This window comes from Tunicatimonas pelagia, from assembly GCF_030506325.1.
GTDB lineage: Bacteria > Bacteroidota > Bacteroidia > Cytophagales > Cyclobacteriaceae > Tunicatimonas > Tunicatimonas pelagia.
In genome coordinates this window covers 4,200,019-4,215,646 of the sequence record NZ_CP120683.1, presented here as the reverse complement: position 1 = coordinate 4,215,646, position 15,628 = coordinate 4,200,019, and the positions used below count along the sequence as shown (strand labels likewise).

15 protein-coding genes are annotated in these 15,628 nt (G+C 44.7%); 12 read left to right on the top strand and 3 right to left on the bottom strand.

Going from position 1 to position 15,628, the window contains the following annotated elements; translation table 11 throughout:
• Positions 1 to 35 precede the first annotated feature (35 nt).
• Entirely contained in the window at positions 36 to 719 is a 684-nt protein-coding gene (locus P0M28_RS18115; RefSeq protein ID WP_367281875.1) for a hypothetical protein, read from the bottom strand.
• A gap of 344 nt (positions 720 to 1,063) precedes the next feature.
• Between P0M28_RS18115 and P0M28_RS18110 the strand changes: the two genes are divergently transcribed.
• Positions 1,064 to 1,531: a TonB-dependent receptor plug domain-containing protein gene (locus tag P0M28_RS18110; protein WP_302204036.1), complete on the top strand. Its 468-nt coding sequence runs from the start codon at positions 1,064 to 1,066 to the stop codon at positions 1,529 to 1,531.
• Between the two features lie 79 nt (positions 1,532 to 1,610).
• Here the strand turns inward: P0M28_RS18110 and P0M28_RS18105 are convergent, their stop codons facing one another.
• Positions 1,611 to 1,874, bottom strand: coding sequence for a hypothetical protein (locus P0M28_RS18105; protein ID WP_302204035.1), 264 nt, complete (start codon positions 1,872 to 1,874; stop codon positions 1,611 to 1,613).
• A 350-nt stretch (positions 1,875 to 2,224) separates the two neighbouring features.
• On the opposite strand from P0M28_RS18105, the gene P0M28_RS18100 reads away from it, so the two are divergent.
• The 8 genes from P0M28_RS18100 to P0M28_RS18065 all read left to right on the top strand — a co-directional run bounded on the left by P0M28_RS18100 (position 2,225) and on the right by P0M28_RS18065 (position 10,171).
• Complete coding sequence (locus P0M28_RS18100; protein WP_302204034.1) at positions 2,225 to 4,654, top strand: ABC transporter permease; 2,430 nt, start codon at positions 2,225 to 2,227, stop codon at positions 4,652 to 4,654.
• A 223-nt stretch (positions 4,655 to 4,877) separates the two neighbouring features.
• On the top strand, positions 4,878 to 6,365 hold the full coding sequence (locus P0M28_RS18095; protein WP_302204033.1) for a circularly permuted type 2 ATP-grasp protein: 1,488 nt from the start codon (positions 4,878 to 4,880) through the stop codon (positions 6,363 to 6,365).
• Between the two features lie 92 nt (positions 6,366 to 6,457).
• Complete coding sequence (locus P0M28_RS18090) at positions 6,458 to 7,408, top strand: alpha-E domain-containing protein (protein WP_302204032.1); 951 nt, start codon at positions 6,458 to 6,460, stop codon at positions 7,406 to 7,408.
• A gap of 2 nt (positions 7,409 to 7,410) precedes the next feature.
• Positions 7,411 to 8,265: a transglutaminase-like domain-containing protein gene (locus P0M28_RS18085; protein WP_302204031.1), complete on the top strand. Its 855-nt coding sequence runs from the start codon at positions 7,411 to 7,413 to the stop codon at positions 8,263 to 8,265.
• A 90-nt stretch (positions 8,266 to 8,355) separates the two neighbouring features.
• On the top strand, positions 8,356 to 8,601 hold the full coding sequence (locus P0M28_RS18080; protein WP_302204029.1) for a hypothetical protein: 246 nt from the start codon (positions 8,356 to 8,358) through the stop codon (positions 8,599 to 8,601).
• A 78-nt stretch (positions 8,602 to 8,679) separates the two neighbouring features.
• Complete coding sequence (locus P0M28_RS18075) at positions 8,680 to 8,916, top strand: antitoxin (RefSeq protein WP_302204028.1); 237 nt, start codon at positions 8,680 to 8,682, stop codon at positions 8,914 to 8,916.
• Positions 8,916 to 9,317 (top strand): type II toxin-antitoxin system tRNA(fMet)-specific endonuclease VapC, encoded by a 402-nt coding sequence (gene vapC, locus P0M28_RS18070; protein ID WP_302204026.1) that lies wholly within the window; start codon positions 8,916 to 8,918, stop codon positions 9,315 to 9,317. Before P0M28_RS18075 ends, vapC begins: the two co-directional genes overlap by 1 nt.
• A 53-nt stretch (positions 9,318 to 9,370) precedes the next feature.
• Positions 9,371 to 10,171 (top strand): J domain-containing protein, encoded by an 801-nt coding sequence (locus P0M28_RS18065; protein ID WP_302204025.1) that lies wholly within the window; start codon positions 9,371 to 9,373, stop codon positions 10,169 to 10,171.
• A 4-nt stretch (positions 10,172 to 10,175) separates the two neighbouring features.
• On the opposite strand, the gene P0M28_RS18060 is transcribed toward P0M28_RS18065, so the two are convergent.
• On the bottom strand, positions 10,176 to 11,441 hold the full coding sequence (locus P0M28_RS18060) for a sensor histidine kinase (RefSeq protein WP_302204023.1): 1,266 nt from the start codon (positions 11,439 to 11,441) through the stop codon (positions 10,176 to 10,178).
• A gap of 284 nt (positions 11,442 to 11,725) precedes the next feature.
• On the opposite strand from P0M28_RS18060, the gene P0M28_RS18055 reads away from it, so the two are divergent.
• From P0M28_RS18055 to P0M28_RS18045, 3 genes are read left to right on the top strand one after another with little or no spacing between them, the layout of a single operon-like run.
• Entirely contained in the window at positions 11,726 to 12,922 is a 1,197-nt protein-coding gene (locus P0M28_RS18055; RefSeq protein WP_302204021.1) for an aspartate aminotransferase family protein, read from the top strand.
• The gene (locus tag P0M28_RS18050) at positions 12,874 to 13,881 is read left to right on the top strand and encodes a hypothetical protein (RefSeq protein ID WP_302210972.1); all 1,008 of its coding nucleotides are present in this window, start codon (positions 12,874 to 12,876) and stop codon (positions 13,879 to 13,881) included. Before P0M28_RS18055 ends, P0M28_RS18050 begins: the two co-directional genes overlap by 49 nt.
• A 59-nt stretch (positions 13,882 to 13,940) precedes the next feature.
• A complete protein-coding gene (locus tag P0M28_RS18045; RefSeq protein ID WP_302204019.1) occupies positions 13,941 to 15,620 on the top strand; it encodes an FAD-dependent oxidoreductase in 1,680 nt (559 codons plus the stop codon).
• Positions 15,621 to 15,628 lie beyond the last annotated feature (8 nt).

Here is a 15,628-nt window from a genome sequence, read left to right as displayed (position 1 = left end):
ACCCTCAAGCATGGGTTTTTGGTTGGAAAAACTTTTTAGAAGTAGTAATTAAAAACAATGATTTGATTCAAGCGAAGCTGATTGATCAAATTTATCTGAAGATTGCTCCAGCTGGATTCTCGATCGTTATCAGGTGGAGCACTCGAATTAGTATTCTCCCGATTCTCAATGTTATACGCAAAATTAAGGTCCAGCAAGTTAGTCTCTAGTGAAAAATGTCGATTTATAAAGTAGTATAACCCCCCGATCATCCCTAAACCTATACGATGCCCCTGATTAATGAAACTGCTGCCAGTATTGTTAGCCGGATCACTTGGATCACTAAATTTATCCTCAATAGAACCTATCTGATAGGCATACGATAACTGAGGCTGAAGGAAGGCTCCGAAACGTTCAGTTATAGGAATAAAGCGGCGGAAGAACGGGGTTATCCCTATGGTAGTCCTGTTGTTTATTGATGTTCGGGTAGAGCCATTTTGAATACTAATCCGTTTTTCATCAGTAGAGGTGATGCTGAGTGATACCCCAACCGCCCAGCGGTTGCTAATGAACTTTCCGTAAGTAGGCGAGATACCAAAAGAGCTAGACTCGTCAGTTATTTGATTGGTTAAGCTATTGTTTGCATCCTCTAAGTCTGTAATTCTTACAGTTAGTCCGCCACCCACAAACGGCCGCTCAGCCACTAAATAGGGATTTTCCTGCGCATAAGCTACAGGCATAATAAAAGCAACACTGGCTACTAGTAGCAAAAAGTTTCTCATACTAAAGATAAGGTCGATTGCTAGTTAGCGTACAAATCTTCAGCCAGATTCTACTGTGCTACTAAAATATTAAAAATGTACAATCCAATAATTCTTTAAGTTGTCATTTCAAATATTTGTACCTCCTCATCACAGTATTTAGATAAACGCTTTTATAATATTTCCCTTGCCGTTCTAGACTAAAATCACTTAACATTATTTAACAAAATCTCGGAATCCTCGAATGCAGCATCTCTGTTAAGCAAGTGAATGAGGAGAAAGAGTAGCAAAGCGAAAAATCAGATAACCAACTCTTAAGAATCATGAAAACATACAAAAAATATACATCAGGTTTATGGTTGTTATTACTCACTGCTACTGCCAGTGTAGCAGCTACCAAGAGCGCATCCGGAGTATATAATCCGGTGCAATTGCGCGATTACTACCAAGTTGATTTGAGTGACATTTCTCGTTCAGCTGCTTTTGCCGACTATATTTTGGTAATGGACGAACTACCGCAAACGGCAATGCTTAACGTGCTGGAAACGCTGCAAGGTCGGGTACCGGGGGTATGGGTGACGAATTACGGATGGAATACCCGCGTTTCTATTCGGGGTAGCTGGCGCAGTCCACTCTACGTAATTGATGGTATGCCTGTAGATGCCATCGCAGTAAATATGATGAACCCGAATGACGTATCTACCATTGAGGTGCATAAAGGAATAGCTCCGATAATGTACGGAGGACGAGGAGGCAACGGAGCTATCATTGTTAACACGAAGCGAGGATAGGTTAGGTGAAGTTGATGTGAATTAGGGGCTCGTTATGCTTAGTTCGTTAACTCTCCCTGCCCTACCTGAGTCCCAATTTTTACACTTTATTGCTCCGCCGTTTCAGCTCATTAAAAATCTGCCGTTTACGGGCGTGGTACCAAATGGCCAGCAATATTGAAGCGGTAGCAATTACGATGGTCACCACAAAAATTACGGTGTTTTCACTATCAGCAAAAAAATACAGTAGCAGAAAGCCCACCAATAGTAGTAACGAAACAATCATCCCCCGAATAGAATGTTGGCGAAACTGCTGGCGCAACTCTTCGTCTGTTAGTTGTTGTAGTTTTCCTTTAGTGTTCATATTTCAACAAGTGGTGAGACGCAACTTTTGTTTGCCTCAGAGAATACCACTGTGCGCTTCCGAACAATTATGCCCGAATTCGGACAGGTCTTCGCTCGCAAACAATCTAAATTTTAGATGTAACGATATTCTATCATAGGGTCATTTTCCCGCGCCACGGTGGCTCGGATGAGTGATAACGAATTCTGAGGTCTGTTGCACGAGATGCCGGAATTCGCAAGGCCTTATCCGGCAAGAGCGTTTTATATTTGCCCTCAAGTTAATATGTCATTACATCTAGATGATAGCCGGATTTGCAAAACGGCATATAAATTGAGTCAAGCTAGGCGAATAGCTGACCTCAACTGCTTATGTTCCACAATTACTTTCTGATTGCCCTTCGTAACTTCCGTAAGAACCGACTCATTTCGTTTATTAATATTACCGGCTTATCGTTAGGGATTGGAGCTTGCTTGCTCATTGGGCACTATTTGCAATTTGAACTGAGCTACGACCGCTTTCACCCCAGTGCAGATCAGTTGTACCGCATCACCTGGTTTTCGGATAACCCGCAAACACGCACCCCGCACCCTATGGCGCAGGCTATGGTGAGTGATTTTCCCGAAGTAGAAAATGCGGTTAGCCTTACCCCTCTCTGGAAAGAGGGGCTGACCCGGCGCACTTTTTCGTTCAAACACCCGGATAAGGATATTCGCTATACCGAGAAGAGTGTGCTAGCGGTGGATAGTACATTCTTCGACGTATTTGATTTTCAGTTACTGCAAGGAAATCCACAGACTTCTTTGGCTCAGCCCGGGGGCATTATACTTACCCAGTCGGCTGCCCAACGCTACTTTGGCAACGAAAGTGCGATGGGGCAATTTTTGCAGGTGAATGAAGAAGGCTCTCTAGTAGAAGTAGTAGGCATGATGGAAGATGTACCCGACAACGCCCATTTTCACTTTGATTTCCTATTATCCTACGTCACCCTCAAGGCGCTCGATCCTGATGATACTTTCTTTTTGTGGGAAGATTTTGGGCATTACAACTATCTGAAGCTTAGCGAGCAAGCTGATGCTGATGCACTAGAGGCAAAAATCGCCCCCTGGATGATTCGTAATAAGTTTATTGAGGCTTCTGATGAAGTAGTTCAGCTCTTGCAAAGCGGGCAGATTGGCTTTCGCTTGCAGCCTATTACCGACATTCATCTGCACTCGCACTTACGTTGGGAGCTAGAGCCTAACGGTCACATTTCGTATATCTATCTGCTAGCTACCGCCGCACTGTTCATTCTATTAATCGCCTACGTTAATTTCATTAATCTTTCTACCGCTCGTTCGCTACAGCGGGCTAAGGAGATGGGTATTCGTAAAACACTGGGCGCGCTGCGCCATCATCTATCCGGGCAGTTTCTCTGCGAGGCTTTGTTCATCAGCTTCATGGGTATGCTAGTAGCACTGTTTACGCTTCAGTGGGTGTTGCCTTACTTCAATCAAGTTGCTGGGCAACAATTCACTTTATCCGATATTTTTTCTTATCAATCACTCATCGGGCTTACCTTGGCAGTAATTGTAGGGGGTATCCTATCAGGATTATACCCAGCGCTATACCTTTCGGCCTTCAAGCCCATTACTATGCTGCGAGGTCGGTTCCGAAGTAAACCAGCAGGGAACTGGACTCACAAAGGCTTAGTAGTATTTCAGTTTGGTATTGCTACGGCACTCATTCTCGGTAGTGTCATCATTTTCAATCAGCTAACCTACCTGAGCCAAAAGAATTTGGGGTTTGACCAAGAACAAGTGCTAGTAGTGCCGTTGAATAATGAAGAGCTACGGGACAAAGTGGAAACCCTAACTTCAGAGTTAGCGCAGGTAGAATCAGTCGCTGCTGTTACGGCTGCATCCAATCTGCCGGGGCAAAATTTTAATCAGCATTCTATTTGGCGAGCCGACGATGACCAGCAATGGGCGGATGCTTCAGAGTGCTACGTAGCAATGGATTTTTTCTCTGTACTAAATATTCCGTTTCAAACCGGACGGAGCTTCTCCCGACAGTATACCACTGACTCTTTGCAAAGCTTTGTCATTAATGCCTCGGCGGCTCAGGCACTAAACCTCACTGACCCAATTGGTCAAGAATTGGTATGGCGACAAAATGAGGGCGTTCTGCACGGTACAGTGATTGGAGTGGTGGAAGATTTTCATTATCGTACCCTACACGAGCCTATCCGACCTATGATTTTTCAATTGGCCCCGCAGGGGGCTAACCATGTATTGATTAAACTTCAGCCCTCAGAGAATGTACCGGCTACGCTTGCCAGCATTCAGCAAGTTTGGGAAACGTTTGACCAGCAGTTTGACTTCAGTTTTTATTTTTTAGATGATTCATTGCAAGCCAACTACCAAGCCGAGCTTCAGATGAGCCGTATATTCGGCATCTTTTCGTTGATTACCATTGTTATTGCCTGCATTGGTCTGTTTGGCCTGGTTCAACATATCACCGTGCAACGTACCAAGGAAGTAGGCATCCGTAAAGTGCTAGGTGCCTCGGTCATCGAAGTGGTAAAACTATTGTCCCGCGACTTCGCCCGGCTAGTACTGGTCGCGCTGTTGCTAGCACTTCCTTTGGCCGGATGGGTAATGCACCGGTGGCTGCAGAACTTTGCCTATCAAATAGAAATCAGCGTTTGGGTCTACTTGCTCGCTGGAAGCGTGGTCTTACTACTATCGGGCATCACCGTAGTCGCCCAAACCCTGCGAGTGGCTAATCTTAATCCGGTGAAGAGCTTGCAGAGTGAGTAGTATTATAACTTCTCAAGCTACCTCATCCATATCCAATCCAACCATATTGGTCGTTGCACACTAGGCAAAACACTCTGAGTTAAATACTGTAATTCCTAACAAACAGCTAACCAAGTCAGTTCTAACACTAAATCTTATGGCTTATTAAGAAAATAGCCGTACAGTATTTCGTGAGTGTCGGCTTTTTCTTACTTTACTGAATTGTTCGTAATTTAGGTTCCTGATGAATAATGTACCTAACCTGACCACCTTGTTTGATAATTACCCGCAAAATCGGGGTTTTCTTGATGAAGTATTTGACCAAGATGGTAACGTCCGCCGCCACTACCAAGGCATTTATGAGCACTTTTCCCGCTTACCTCTTTCCGACTTTCGCGATCTATACGACTATGCCAAAAAATCTTCCTTTGATCAGGGCATTACGTTTAACGTATATTCGGATTCTTCTCAGGGTGTAGAGCGAATCTTCCCTTTTGATCTACTACCTCGTATCATCTCTGCTCAGGAATGGAAAGCACTGGAGAATGGTTTAATCCAGCGCAATCGGGCACTCAATATGTTCCTGACGGATATTTACAACGAAAAGAAGATACTAAAAGACCAAGTAGTGCCCAAGGAGCTAATATTCTCTTGCAAGAACTACTGCAAGGCCATGATGGGCTTCAAGCCCTACGGCGGAATTTATGTGCATATCTCAGGTACAGATGTGATTCGGCACAAAGACGGGGATTTTTATGTACTGGAGGATAACCTCCGCTGTCCTTCAGGAGTCAGCTACGTACTCTCCAATCGTATGGCAACCAAACGCATTCTTCCCAAGCTTTTCTTCAATAGCCAGGTACAGCCCGTAGTCAACTATCCCGAGGCATTACTGGATGTGCTGAAGAGCGTGTCGCCTCCAGGAGCTGACCAACCGGTTTGTGTATTACTTACACCAGGGGTATTCAACTCAGCATATTATGAGCATTCATTCTTAGCCTTACAAATGGGGGTACAGTTAGTGGAACCCCAGGATTTGTACGTAGACAACAACTTCGTCTACATGAAAACCATGCACGGCCCCAAGAAAGTAGACGTAGTGTACCGCCGAATTGACGATGACTTTATCGATCCACTAGTCTTCCGGTCTGACTCAGTGTTAGGTGTACCTGGTATCGTTCATGCCTTCCGAGAAGGAAACGTGACGCTGGCTAATGCACCGGGCACTGGCGTAGCCGACGATAAGGCCGTCTACACTTACGTACCCGATATTATTCGCTACTACCTCAGTGAGGAGCCTTTGCTTAAAAATGTACATACCTACCGCTGCGAGAAAGATGACGACTTTCAGTACGTGTTAGAGCATTTACAGGAATTAGTGGTAAAACCGGTAGATGAGTCGGGCGGCTACGGAGTATTTATTGGCAACCGTGCCTCACGTCAGGAGCTAGCTGATTTCAAAGAAGTGCTGAAGAGCAATCGCCGCAAATATATTGGGCAACCTACAATGGCACTGTCGGTACACACCACCTACATTGAAGACGAGCAGCAGTTTGAGCCTCGCCATATCGACTTACGTACCTTTGCTCTCACGGGGCACGAGATAGAATACGTCTGCCAAGGTGGACTTACTCGGGTGGCTCTTCGCCGGGGTAACCTGGTAGTAAACTCATCGCAAGGAGGAGGGTCAAAAGATACCTGGGTATTGCAAGAAGAAGAGAATATTAATTAAACGTTCAAAAGTTTGGGTTCTGGGTTCGGGTATAAAGATATCACCTTTTCAAACTCAAAACTCTGAACCCAAAACCCTAAATACTATACATAATGCTTTCCCGAACGGCAAATAATCTCTATTGGATGGGGCGCTACGCTGAGCGTATTGGGCAACTGGCTCAATACGTTTCGGCTCAGTACCTATCATCTTCCGATATTCCACCCTCGCTCAATAAGCGAATGGTACTAGAGTCGTTACTGCGGATGGCACAAGCATCTGATAACTTTCAAGAACGCCAGTTGCCACTCACTGACCACGAAGTCATTACCTTTTTAACGATTGACGAACAATACCCTTACTCCATCCGAAATTACGTGGAACAACTTCGGGATAATACCAAAGCGGTTCGTAGCAGTATTTCGCTGGATGTATGGGAGGCCACCAATCGATTTTACCATACTACCCGATCATTCTCAACCGATGAACTATCCAAAAAAGGGCCTTACGATTTCTGTAAGCATTGCCTCGATAATACCAGTATTTTGAAGGGAGTGATAGATAATACCTTATTACGAAACTACGAATGGTCGTTGATCTACACCGGGATGCACCTGGAGCGGGCTATGCAGATGATACAAATACTGCTGGTAAAGTTAGAGGATATTAAGAACGTACCCAATGAGAAGCGTAACCCCGCCATCAATAATTATCACTGGTCTACACTGCTACGGAGCGCGGGTGGACTGGACATGAGCCGGAATTATTACTACGGCACCCGCCCCACCCGCGAGCTAGTAACTGATTTTCTTGTCCTGAACCGAAAATTTCCCAAATCAATTTTGTATAACTTAGAAAAGTTACGCAATCACGTAAAAATCATTAGCAATGGGAAACCCGCCAGCCCAGATTCCGTAGAATTTAAGATTGGCAAACTCACCGCCCACACTCAGTATCTAACTGTACCCGAAATTATGGAGCAGGATGATACTTTTCTACCCACGCTACACCACGAACTTTATGCCGTAGGATCAGAATTGGAACGTCAGTATTTTACTTTTTAAAAATGGTCACGTACCGTATCCGCTACGAAGCGGGAAACTCTTACCAACACGTGGTGCAAGAAGCTTTATTTGAGTTTTTGGTACTGCCCTGCGAAAATAATACCCAAGCTATCAAAGAAGTTGAGATTACTAACTCTTTGAACCGCCCGGTATTTCGGGCGAAAAACTCCTTTGGGTACGACATCCTCTGTTTCCGGGTTGATGAGCCTTTCATTTACTTAGGTTTTACGGCTGCCTGTTTGGTAGAAAAACAGGAAAATATTCTGCCTTCAGTAGAAGAGAGTTTGTCTCAGGAAGAAGAGCAGCAAGTGCTACGATCAGAAGACTTTCTGGTAGACCACTACCTGCACATTATGCCCACGGATCTCACCCGATTGCCGGAAGGGCAGATTCCCGAAACGCTGCTTTACCAAAAAGACCAGCCATTATTTAGCTACGTTAATTATCTCAATCAATCTATTTACGGAATGATGGAGTACCAGTCCGGAGTAACAACTTTCACTACTCCGGCCACCAAGGTCTTGGCGAACCCACGCGGTGTTTGCCAGGATTATACCCATCTGATGCTAGGCATTCTGCGCCAGCAGAAATTCCCTTGTCGTTACGTTTCGGGCTACCTCAACCAAGACAAAGGACAAGCTATGATGGGTTCGGCGCAAACCCATGCCTGGCTAGAGGCATTCGTTCCAAACATAGGCTGGGTAGGTTTTGACCCCACCAACAATCGCATGACTGACGAGCACCATATCAAAATTGCCGATGGCCTCGATTACCGCGACTGTAGCCCCCTCAAAGGCCATATCCGCCCTGGAGTAGAAAACCAGACTAACCACATCGTACACGTGGTAGAGCAATAGCTTATACTAGGGTTACATATACGATGAATAGGCACTGATACGATTGTTTGATTGTTAGAATTTTCTTACATAGTATTACAATAAAACACGATGAGTAGATTTACATTGCCTGAGGGGGACTGGGTTATTCGAGTGATTGTAAAGGAAAGAGATAAAGACGAAGTGCCTAAATTCATCCAGTGCAGAATAGAAAATGGAGAGATTCCTTCAGATCAAAAGACGATAGCTTATTTGGCTGAAAGAGAGGGGTACCAAGAGGGGACAGAATACAATATTAAGGGGATTAGTGCATTTCTTGAAGAAGAAGCTGAGCGATTTCCTGATGTAATGGAATAAAAACGGTTAGCACTACTAGAGATACATCTTACATTTAACTTACGAGAAAAAATCGTAATTTCATATAAAGAATTAATCATGGCATTCGAGGCAATAGATATACAAGATATTTCAGGATTTCAATCCATTAAAATTCCCGATAATTTCAAGATTAACGACGATAAAGTTTATCTTAAGAAAGTAGGGAATGCTTTATACATCATTCCATTTCATGATCCGTGGCAAAATTTAATTGATAGTGTTGATGAGTTTAGTCAGGATTTTATGAGTGACCGAGAACAACCCACCGATCAGGTCAGAGAATCATTTGACTGATGAAATACATCCTTGATACAAATATCTGCATCTACATTATTAAGAAAAAGCCAACACAGGTTTTCGAGAAGTTTAAGGACTTACCTTTGGGTAGTGTCGGGATTTCATCTATAACTTTAGCTGAATTGGCCTATGGAGTAAACAAGAGCGTTCAATCCAAGAAGAATCAAATTGCATTAAATCAGTTTTTAATTCCGCTCGATATTCTTGAGTTTGATACAAATGTAGCCATAGAATATGGAAAGATCAGAGCAGAATTAGAAAAAGCAGGAACCCCGATTGGTCCTTTAGATATGTTAATTGCGTCTCATGTAAAGAGCCTGGACTTGACTATCGTAACCAATAATGAGAAAGAGTTTAAAAGAGTAGCTGGACTCAAGGTAGAGAATTGGACAAGATAATAGCCGTGCGTAGGTCGTCAATAAAATGAATACTCTCTCTAGGCTACGAGGTCATGCGTAACTACTACTTAGAAATTCTAGAACTTTCCCCAGAAGCTACTGAGAAAGACATTAAGTCCGCCTACCGTCGCCTTTCCAAACAGTACCATCCCGACCGAAATCCTGGGGAAGATACCTCAGAAAGATTTATTGAAATCACCCAGGCTTATAATTACCTAACTGACACTAAGAAATATACTTACGCCAGAGCAACTACTTACCAAAAATCTGAAGATTCGGGGCGGGAGCAATGGCGGCAAGAAGCTCAGGCTCGGGTTCGGCAGCAACGACAAGAAGAAGCCATCGCTCGGGAAACCCTTATTCGCAAGTTGCTGTCGTACTTTAACTTCGCGGCAATAGCCTTACTAATTTTTAACGGATTACTGGCAATTGACTACCTACTGCCCCGAAAAGCACACCCGCAGCAGTCGCTAAGGGTAGAAAAAGTCTTTGAATCGTCGAGATACCAAGGCAGAACCCAATCGTACCAGTACGATGATTTGCACTTTGAGGATTTTACACTGCGTATTGATAAAGGACAAATTAAATCTGACGATTTTTTTGACGAAGCGGTAGTACTGGCTACCAGTATTTTTGGTAAGCCCCAAGCTGCTTTACTTACTGCCGATGGACAAACCACTCGTTATGAGCCTATCTACAGTGTTTATACTTTTTTTGGCTTTATTATTCCCGCTATGCTTCTACTGTTGGGGCTGTATTGGTTGGTGATAAAATCGTCTGACCAACGGCTTTCATTAGCTATTTTAATGCTCGTTATATCCATCATTCAAGCCTTGCTTTTCATCATTGTGTAGCGAACTAGGCCGTAGCGTTAGCGCGAAGCTTCTTGGGCTGAGCAGGCGAGGCTAGGTGGGTAGGCAGCACAATTCGAAAGGTAGTTCCTACATTTACTTCCGACTGTTTTACGTATATTTTCCCCTTGTGGTAATTCTCTACAATCCGCTGAGCCAGCGAAAGGCCTAAGCCCCAACCTCGTTTCTTAGTAGTATAGCCGGGAGTGAACACCTGCTTGATTTTAGATTTGTGGATGCCCTTACCCGTATCGGTAATATCAATCATTACCTGTTCAGAATGCGTTTGAGTTACCTGAATTGTCAGATTACCCACCCCGCTCATGGCATCTACGGCATTCTTACAAATATTCTCAATCACCCACTCAAACAGTGAAGCATTAATTCGTACCGGAATGTGCCGATTTTCCGATTGTAAAGTAAGATTTACCTTAGTAGAAACCCGGCTTTGCAGATAGCCAATCGAACTACGTAGTATTTGATAAAGATTCTCTTCGGATAATGTTGGCATCGAACCAATGTTGGAAAAGCGAGAGGTAACCATGTTGAGCCGGTTGATGTCCTTGTCTATTTCCTGAACGATACTAACATCGTAGGTTTCCGGATCGGCCCGAAAGTATTCTACCCAGGCCATTAGGGAAGAAAGTGGAGTACCTAGTTGATGTGCTGTTTCCTTGGCCATACCTACCCACACCCGGTTTTGCTCGGCAGTACGCGAGTAGCTAAAAACTAAGTAGGCAATTAGCGCAAATATGGAAATTACGCCCAGTTGCACGTAGGGATAATACTGAAGCTGCGTTAGCAGAAAGGAGTTGCGGTAGTATACGAATTGTGATCCAATGTACATTTGTGTTTTCGGGTGGCGCATTTCAATCTCAATCGGTTTGTAGGCATTTTGCATCTTCTTTAATTCCCGATCAATAACGCGCTGCCGCTTTTCTCTATCCTCAATGTCTTCCAAACCTAAGTTGCGGGAGTTAACGTAGTTACCGTAAGCATCTGTCAGAATCACCGGAATAGATTTATTGGGGGCAACTACCTTAGTAAATAGATAGGTAACATCTTCCCCTTCTGGGTTAGCGGCCATCTCGATAGTAGAGGCATAGAGGTTGATGTAGCTTCTCTCCCGCTCTTTCAGTCCCTCTACCAAACGATTGGTGTACCAGATAGAAAGCGCGGCAATAAGTGCTGACATCACTAATACTACCACCCGAATGGTTTTCTTTTTTTGGTACAGGTTTTTTACTCCCCCCAACGATTTATTAGAAAACATTGGCTCTTGAGCACGGAACCGATTTCCTTTAAATAACCTTGATAACATACTTCAAGCAACGATTACGACTTAACTTTAGTCGCTTTACGCACAATTTTTCACAAAAGGTAAAAAAATTAGTGTTTAAGTGGTAGCGTGTTCAAGTGTTATTGTACTTGAAAAGTTCAAATTTATACTTAGGTGCATTTTAAGCGTGAATAATGGATATTGGATCAAACTCAATAAATCTCATATTACCTGAGCACATCAACACCAGAAAACACTAACACTGTAATACACATAATATGCTCTCACAACGGCAACTATTTCTAAATCATTTGGGACAGACTTCAGATTTTCCGCTAATGCTGGAAGTTGAGCGAGCCGAAGGCGTGTATATGCACTCTACCGAAGGTAAACGTTATCTTGATTTAATTTCCGGTATTGGGGTAAGCAACGTCGGTCACCGTCACCCGAAGGTGCTACATGCTATCCAGGAGCAGCTAGATCGCTACCTGCACCTGATGGTGTACGGTGAGTTTGTGCAGGCTCCTCAGGTACAATTGGCTGAGGCCCTAACCCAAACACTACCCGACCCGCTAGATGCTTGCTACTTAGTAAATTCGGGAAGTGAGGCCATTGAAGGAGCTTTGAAACTAGCCAAACGCTACACCGGACGACCCAATCTGGTTTCTTGTCTCAACGCTTACCACGGTTCTTCCCACGGAGCATTATCGGTTAGTGGTAGTGAGCAATTTAAACAAGGCTATCGCCCGTTGCTACCCGGTGTATCGCATATCCGCTTCAACCATCCTGAAGATTTCTCGCAGATTGATGAGCAAACGGCAGCAGTGGTGGTAGAAACGGTACAAGGTGAGGCCGGAGTGCGAGTAGCAGATGGCAACTATTTTCAGGCATTGAGAGATCACTGCAATGCGGTGGGGGCTTTACTTATTCTTGATGAAATTCAGGCTGGATTCGGACGAACCGGCACCTTCTGGGCGTTTGAACCTTACGATGTGGTACCCGATATTTTGGTAGCAGCCAAAGGCATGGGCGGCGGTATGCCGATTGGAGCGTTCATCGCTTCGCAGAAAATTATGCAGGTACTTAAAGCCAATCCTATTTTAGGGCATATCACTACCTTTGGGGGGCATCCGGTAAGTGCTGCCGCTTCGCTGGCTACCCTAAAAGTTATTCAAGAAGAAAAATTACTGGAACAGGTTCCGGTTAAAGCTCAGCAAATTACGGAGCACCTTCAGCATCCGGCTATTCGCAGCATTCGCCAGCGAGGCTTAATGATGGCCGTAGAATTTGAGTCTTTTAACTTGCTCAAGCCTATTATTGACCGAGCCATTGAATTGGGAGTGCTAACCGACTGGTTTCTGTACTGTGATAACGCCATGCGAGTAGCTCCTCCGCTAACCATCCGGGAGAGTGAGATAGACAAAGCTTGCGCTATTATTCTTCAGGCAATAGAAGATGTAATGATTCATGCCTAGCAGTACTTGATTATCGATCTATCAAGTATTTATTAACCATAGCAGCCGAATTAATTCTCCTACTAAGTTTACTGAGTAGCTGTCGTTCTATCTCCGAAAAAGCAGCAACTGAGTCAAGTGAGTTTGAAGTCGGTGTTCCACTCGGGTTAATTGACGATGATCGCTTGGAAGAAGTCTCGGGATTGGTAGCCAGCCGAAATAACCCAGGCATGGTATGGGTACATAATGATAGTGGTAATCCCGCCGAAATTTATCTTTTAGACAATCAGGCCGAACTACGGGCAATTTATACGCTGGGGGAAAAACAGCGCGACTGGGAAGATATGGCCATTGGCCCCGGACCCGTAGACGGTGTAACTTACCTGTACGTAGGTGATATTGGTGATAACTTTACGCTATACTCAGAAGATCGTATCCTTCGCTTGCCGGAACCTACCCTTCCCTCGAGTCAGCGTATTTATACTGATACTGTTCATCGAATAGACACTATCACCTTTGTGTATCCTGACGAACAGTGGGATGCTGAAACCTTATTGCTTGATCCCCTAACCAAAAACCTGTATCTGCTTACGAAGGAGATGTCTTTCACGCAGGTTTATTGCTTGCCTTATCCTCAACGTACGGATACGGTAATAGTAGCCCAACACTTACTTACTATTCCCTTCGAAGGTGAGAACCTGCTAGACCGTCTAGTGGCGGGAGACATTTCAGCCGATGGTCAGGAGCTGCTGCTAAAAACCTATCAGCACGTATTCTACCGGGTTAAAGCAGAACCTACTCTTTCGTTTACCGATTGGATAATCTCGCCTACTGACACATTGCCCTACATTGCCGAGCCTCAGGGGGAGGCTATTGGCTTTGCTGCCGATGGTTCAGGCTACTACACCCTAAGCGAAAGCCAAATTGGCCGTGATTTATATCTATACTTTTACCCTCGCCAGTCGAGAAGCGAGCAATGATTTCGTATTATTGCCGGAAGATTCGACCAACCTATTTCTGAAAATTGAGAACATTCTCGATGGATAAGATTACTGCTTTTATCAGTACTACCCGTCTGGCTAAACTGTGGCACATGCTATTGCTGATCGCCTTTTTGCTCTTACAAGTTACGAAACTTCTCGCTCAGGATATACAGACTGATATTTGTATTCTCAGTGGTAGTGAAGCCGGATTCACTGCTGCCATTCAGGCCGCTCGCATGGGTAAAACAGTCGCTCTGATTGAGCCAACCGGGCATCCCGGAGGAATGATGGTAGAGGGCATTGCGAAAGATATTCGCTTCGGCAGTTCGGTAGTTATCGGCGGGATTACTCGGGAGCTGTATACTGCTATTGAAGATTACTACGGTCGTGAGCCGGCTTTTGACCAGTACGGCTGGCACTCTCGCTACGAACCCTCAGTTGCCGGGCAAATTATTGAGCAGTTTTTAGCGCAGGAAAAAAATATTCGCATTATCCGCAATACTCGTATCAAAGAAGAAAATGGAGTACGCAAGCAAGGTTCTGTAATTCAGAGTATCACCTTAGAAAACGGTCAGGAGGTGGCGGCTAAAATATTTATAGACGCTTCCGTAGAAGGGCACTTACTCCATTTAGCCGGAATAACCACCGAAACAATCCGTGAGGGCAATCAAGTATACGATGAAACTAAGAATGGTATTCAGGTAGAAAACACGTATCGCCAGTTCGAGATAGATATAGATCCTTACGTAGTGCCAGGCGACTCGTCCAGTGGTCTACTACCAACTATTCAAGCAGACGCGCTAGGCGAATACGGCGAACCCAGCAAATATATTCAAGGTTTCTGCTTCCGGCTGGTGCTAACCCGGCAGCAAGACAATCGTATTCCAATTACTAAGCCAGCTAATTATGATCCTTTCACCTACGAAATTTACCGCAGATACCTTCGTAAAGGTGGAACACTGTTTTACCCCCGGGCAAACCGACCCAACGGTAAAACTGATTTGGGCAGTTGGCACGATTTATCGGCCAATCTCTACGGCGAAAACTGGAGGTATCCGACTGGCGACTACGCTACGCAGGATAGTATTGTGCAGTATCATAAAGATTTTACCCAGGGGCTTATCTGGTTTTTACAGAACGACTCAGCCGTAGATGAATCGACCCGAAAAAACTGGGCGGGCTGGGGACTTTGCCAAGATGAGTTTACCGACAACGGAGGGTGGCCCCGCCGACTGTACATCCGCTCGGCTCGCCGTTTAGTTTCTGACTACGTAATTACCGAACACCATACCCGTCGGGCTAATCCAATCCGAGCGAACGATCCGTTGGAGGATCAGCCAGTAGCCATTGCTTGGTGGCCACCCGATACGCACCACGCTCGTCGTATTGTTCAAGATGGTTACGCCTACAATGAAGGCTTTGTATTTGGCGGTGACGATTGGCATCCTTTCGATGTTTCCTGGAAAGCATTGGTTCCCAAAGCCAAGGAATGCACTAACCTGATTACCCCTACTTGCCCCTCTAGCAGCTACGTGGCCTACGGAGCCATTCGCATTTTGCCTACGTTTATGATCTTAGGGCAAAGCACCGGTTGTATGGCAGCAATAGCTGTAAGTCAGCAAAGCTCCGTTCAGAAGATTAATTACACTACACTCCGGAATCAGTTACTACAGGATAAGCAAATATTGACAATTCCAGAAAACTGGTTGGACTACGTTGAATCCGAAAATCACTGATAATTAGA

Coding starts and splice junctions, on each gene's coding strand:
- P0M28_RS18115 (WP_367281875.1), bottom strand. CDS start 719: ATGCCTGTAGCTTATGCGCAGGAAAATCCCTATTTAGTGGCTGAGCGG.
- P0M28_RS18110 (WP_302204036.1), top strand. CDS start 1,064: ATGAAAACATACAAAAAATATACATCAGGTTTATGGTTGTTATTACTC.
- P0M28_RS18105 (WP_302204035.1), bottom strand. CDS start 1,874: ATGAACACTAAAGGAAAACTACAACAACTAACAGACGAAGAGTTGCGC.
- P0M28_RS18100 (WP_302204034.1), top strand. CDS start 2,225: ATGTTCCACAATTACTTTCTGATTGCCCTTCGTAACTTCCGTAAGAAC.
- P0M28_RS18095 (WP_302204033.1), top strand. CDS start 4,878: ATGAATAATGTACCTAACCTGACCACCTTGTTTGATAATTACCCGCAA.
- P0M28_RS18090 (WP_302204032.1), top strand. CDS start 6,458: ATGCTTTCCCGAACGGCAAATAATCTCTATTGGATGGGGCGCTACGCT.
- P0M28_RS18085 (WP_302204031.1), top strand. CDS start 7,411: ATGGTCACGTACCGTATCCGCTACGAAGCGGGAAACTCTTACCAACAC.
- P0M28_RS18080 (WP_302204029.1), top strand. CDS start 8,356: ATGAGTAGATTTACATTGCCTGAGGGGGACTGGGTTATTCGAGTGATT.
- P0M28_RS18075 (WP_302204028.1), top strand. CDS start 8,680: ATGGCATTCGAGGCAATAGATATACAAGATATTTCAGGATTTCAATCC.
- vapC (WP_302204026.1), top strand. CDS start 8,916: ATGAAATACATCCTTGATACAAATATCTGCATCTACATTATTAAGAAA.
- P0M28_RS18065 (WP_302204025.1), top strand. CDS start 9,371: ATGCGTAACTACTACTTAGAAATTCTAGAACTTTCCCCAGAAGCTACT.
- P0M28_RS18060 (WP_302204023.1), bottom strand. CDS start 11,441: ATGTTTTCTAATAAATCGTTGGGGGGAGTAAAAAACCTGTACCAAAAA.
- P0M28_RS18055 (WP_302204021.1), top strand. CDS start 11,726: ATGCTCTCACAACGGCAACTATTTCTAAATCATTTGGGACAGACTTCA.
- P0M28_RS18045 (WP_302204019.1), top strand. CDS start 13,941: ATGGATAAGATTACTGCTTTTATCAGTACTACCCGTCTGGCTAAACTG.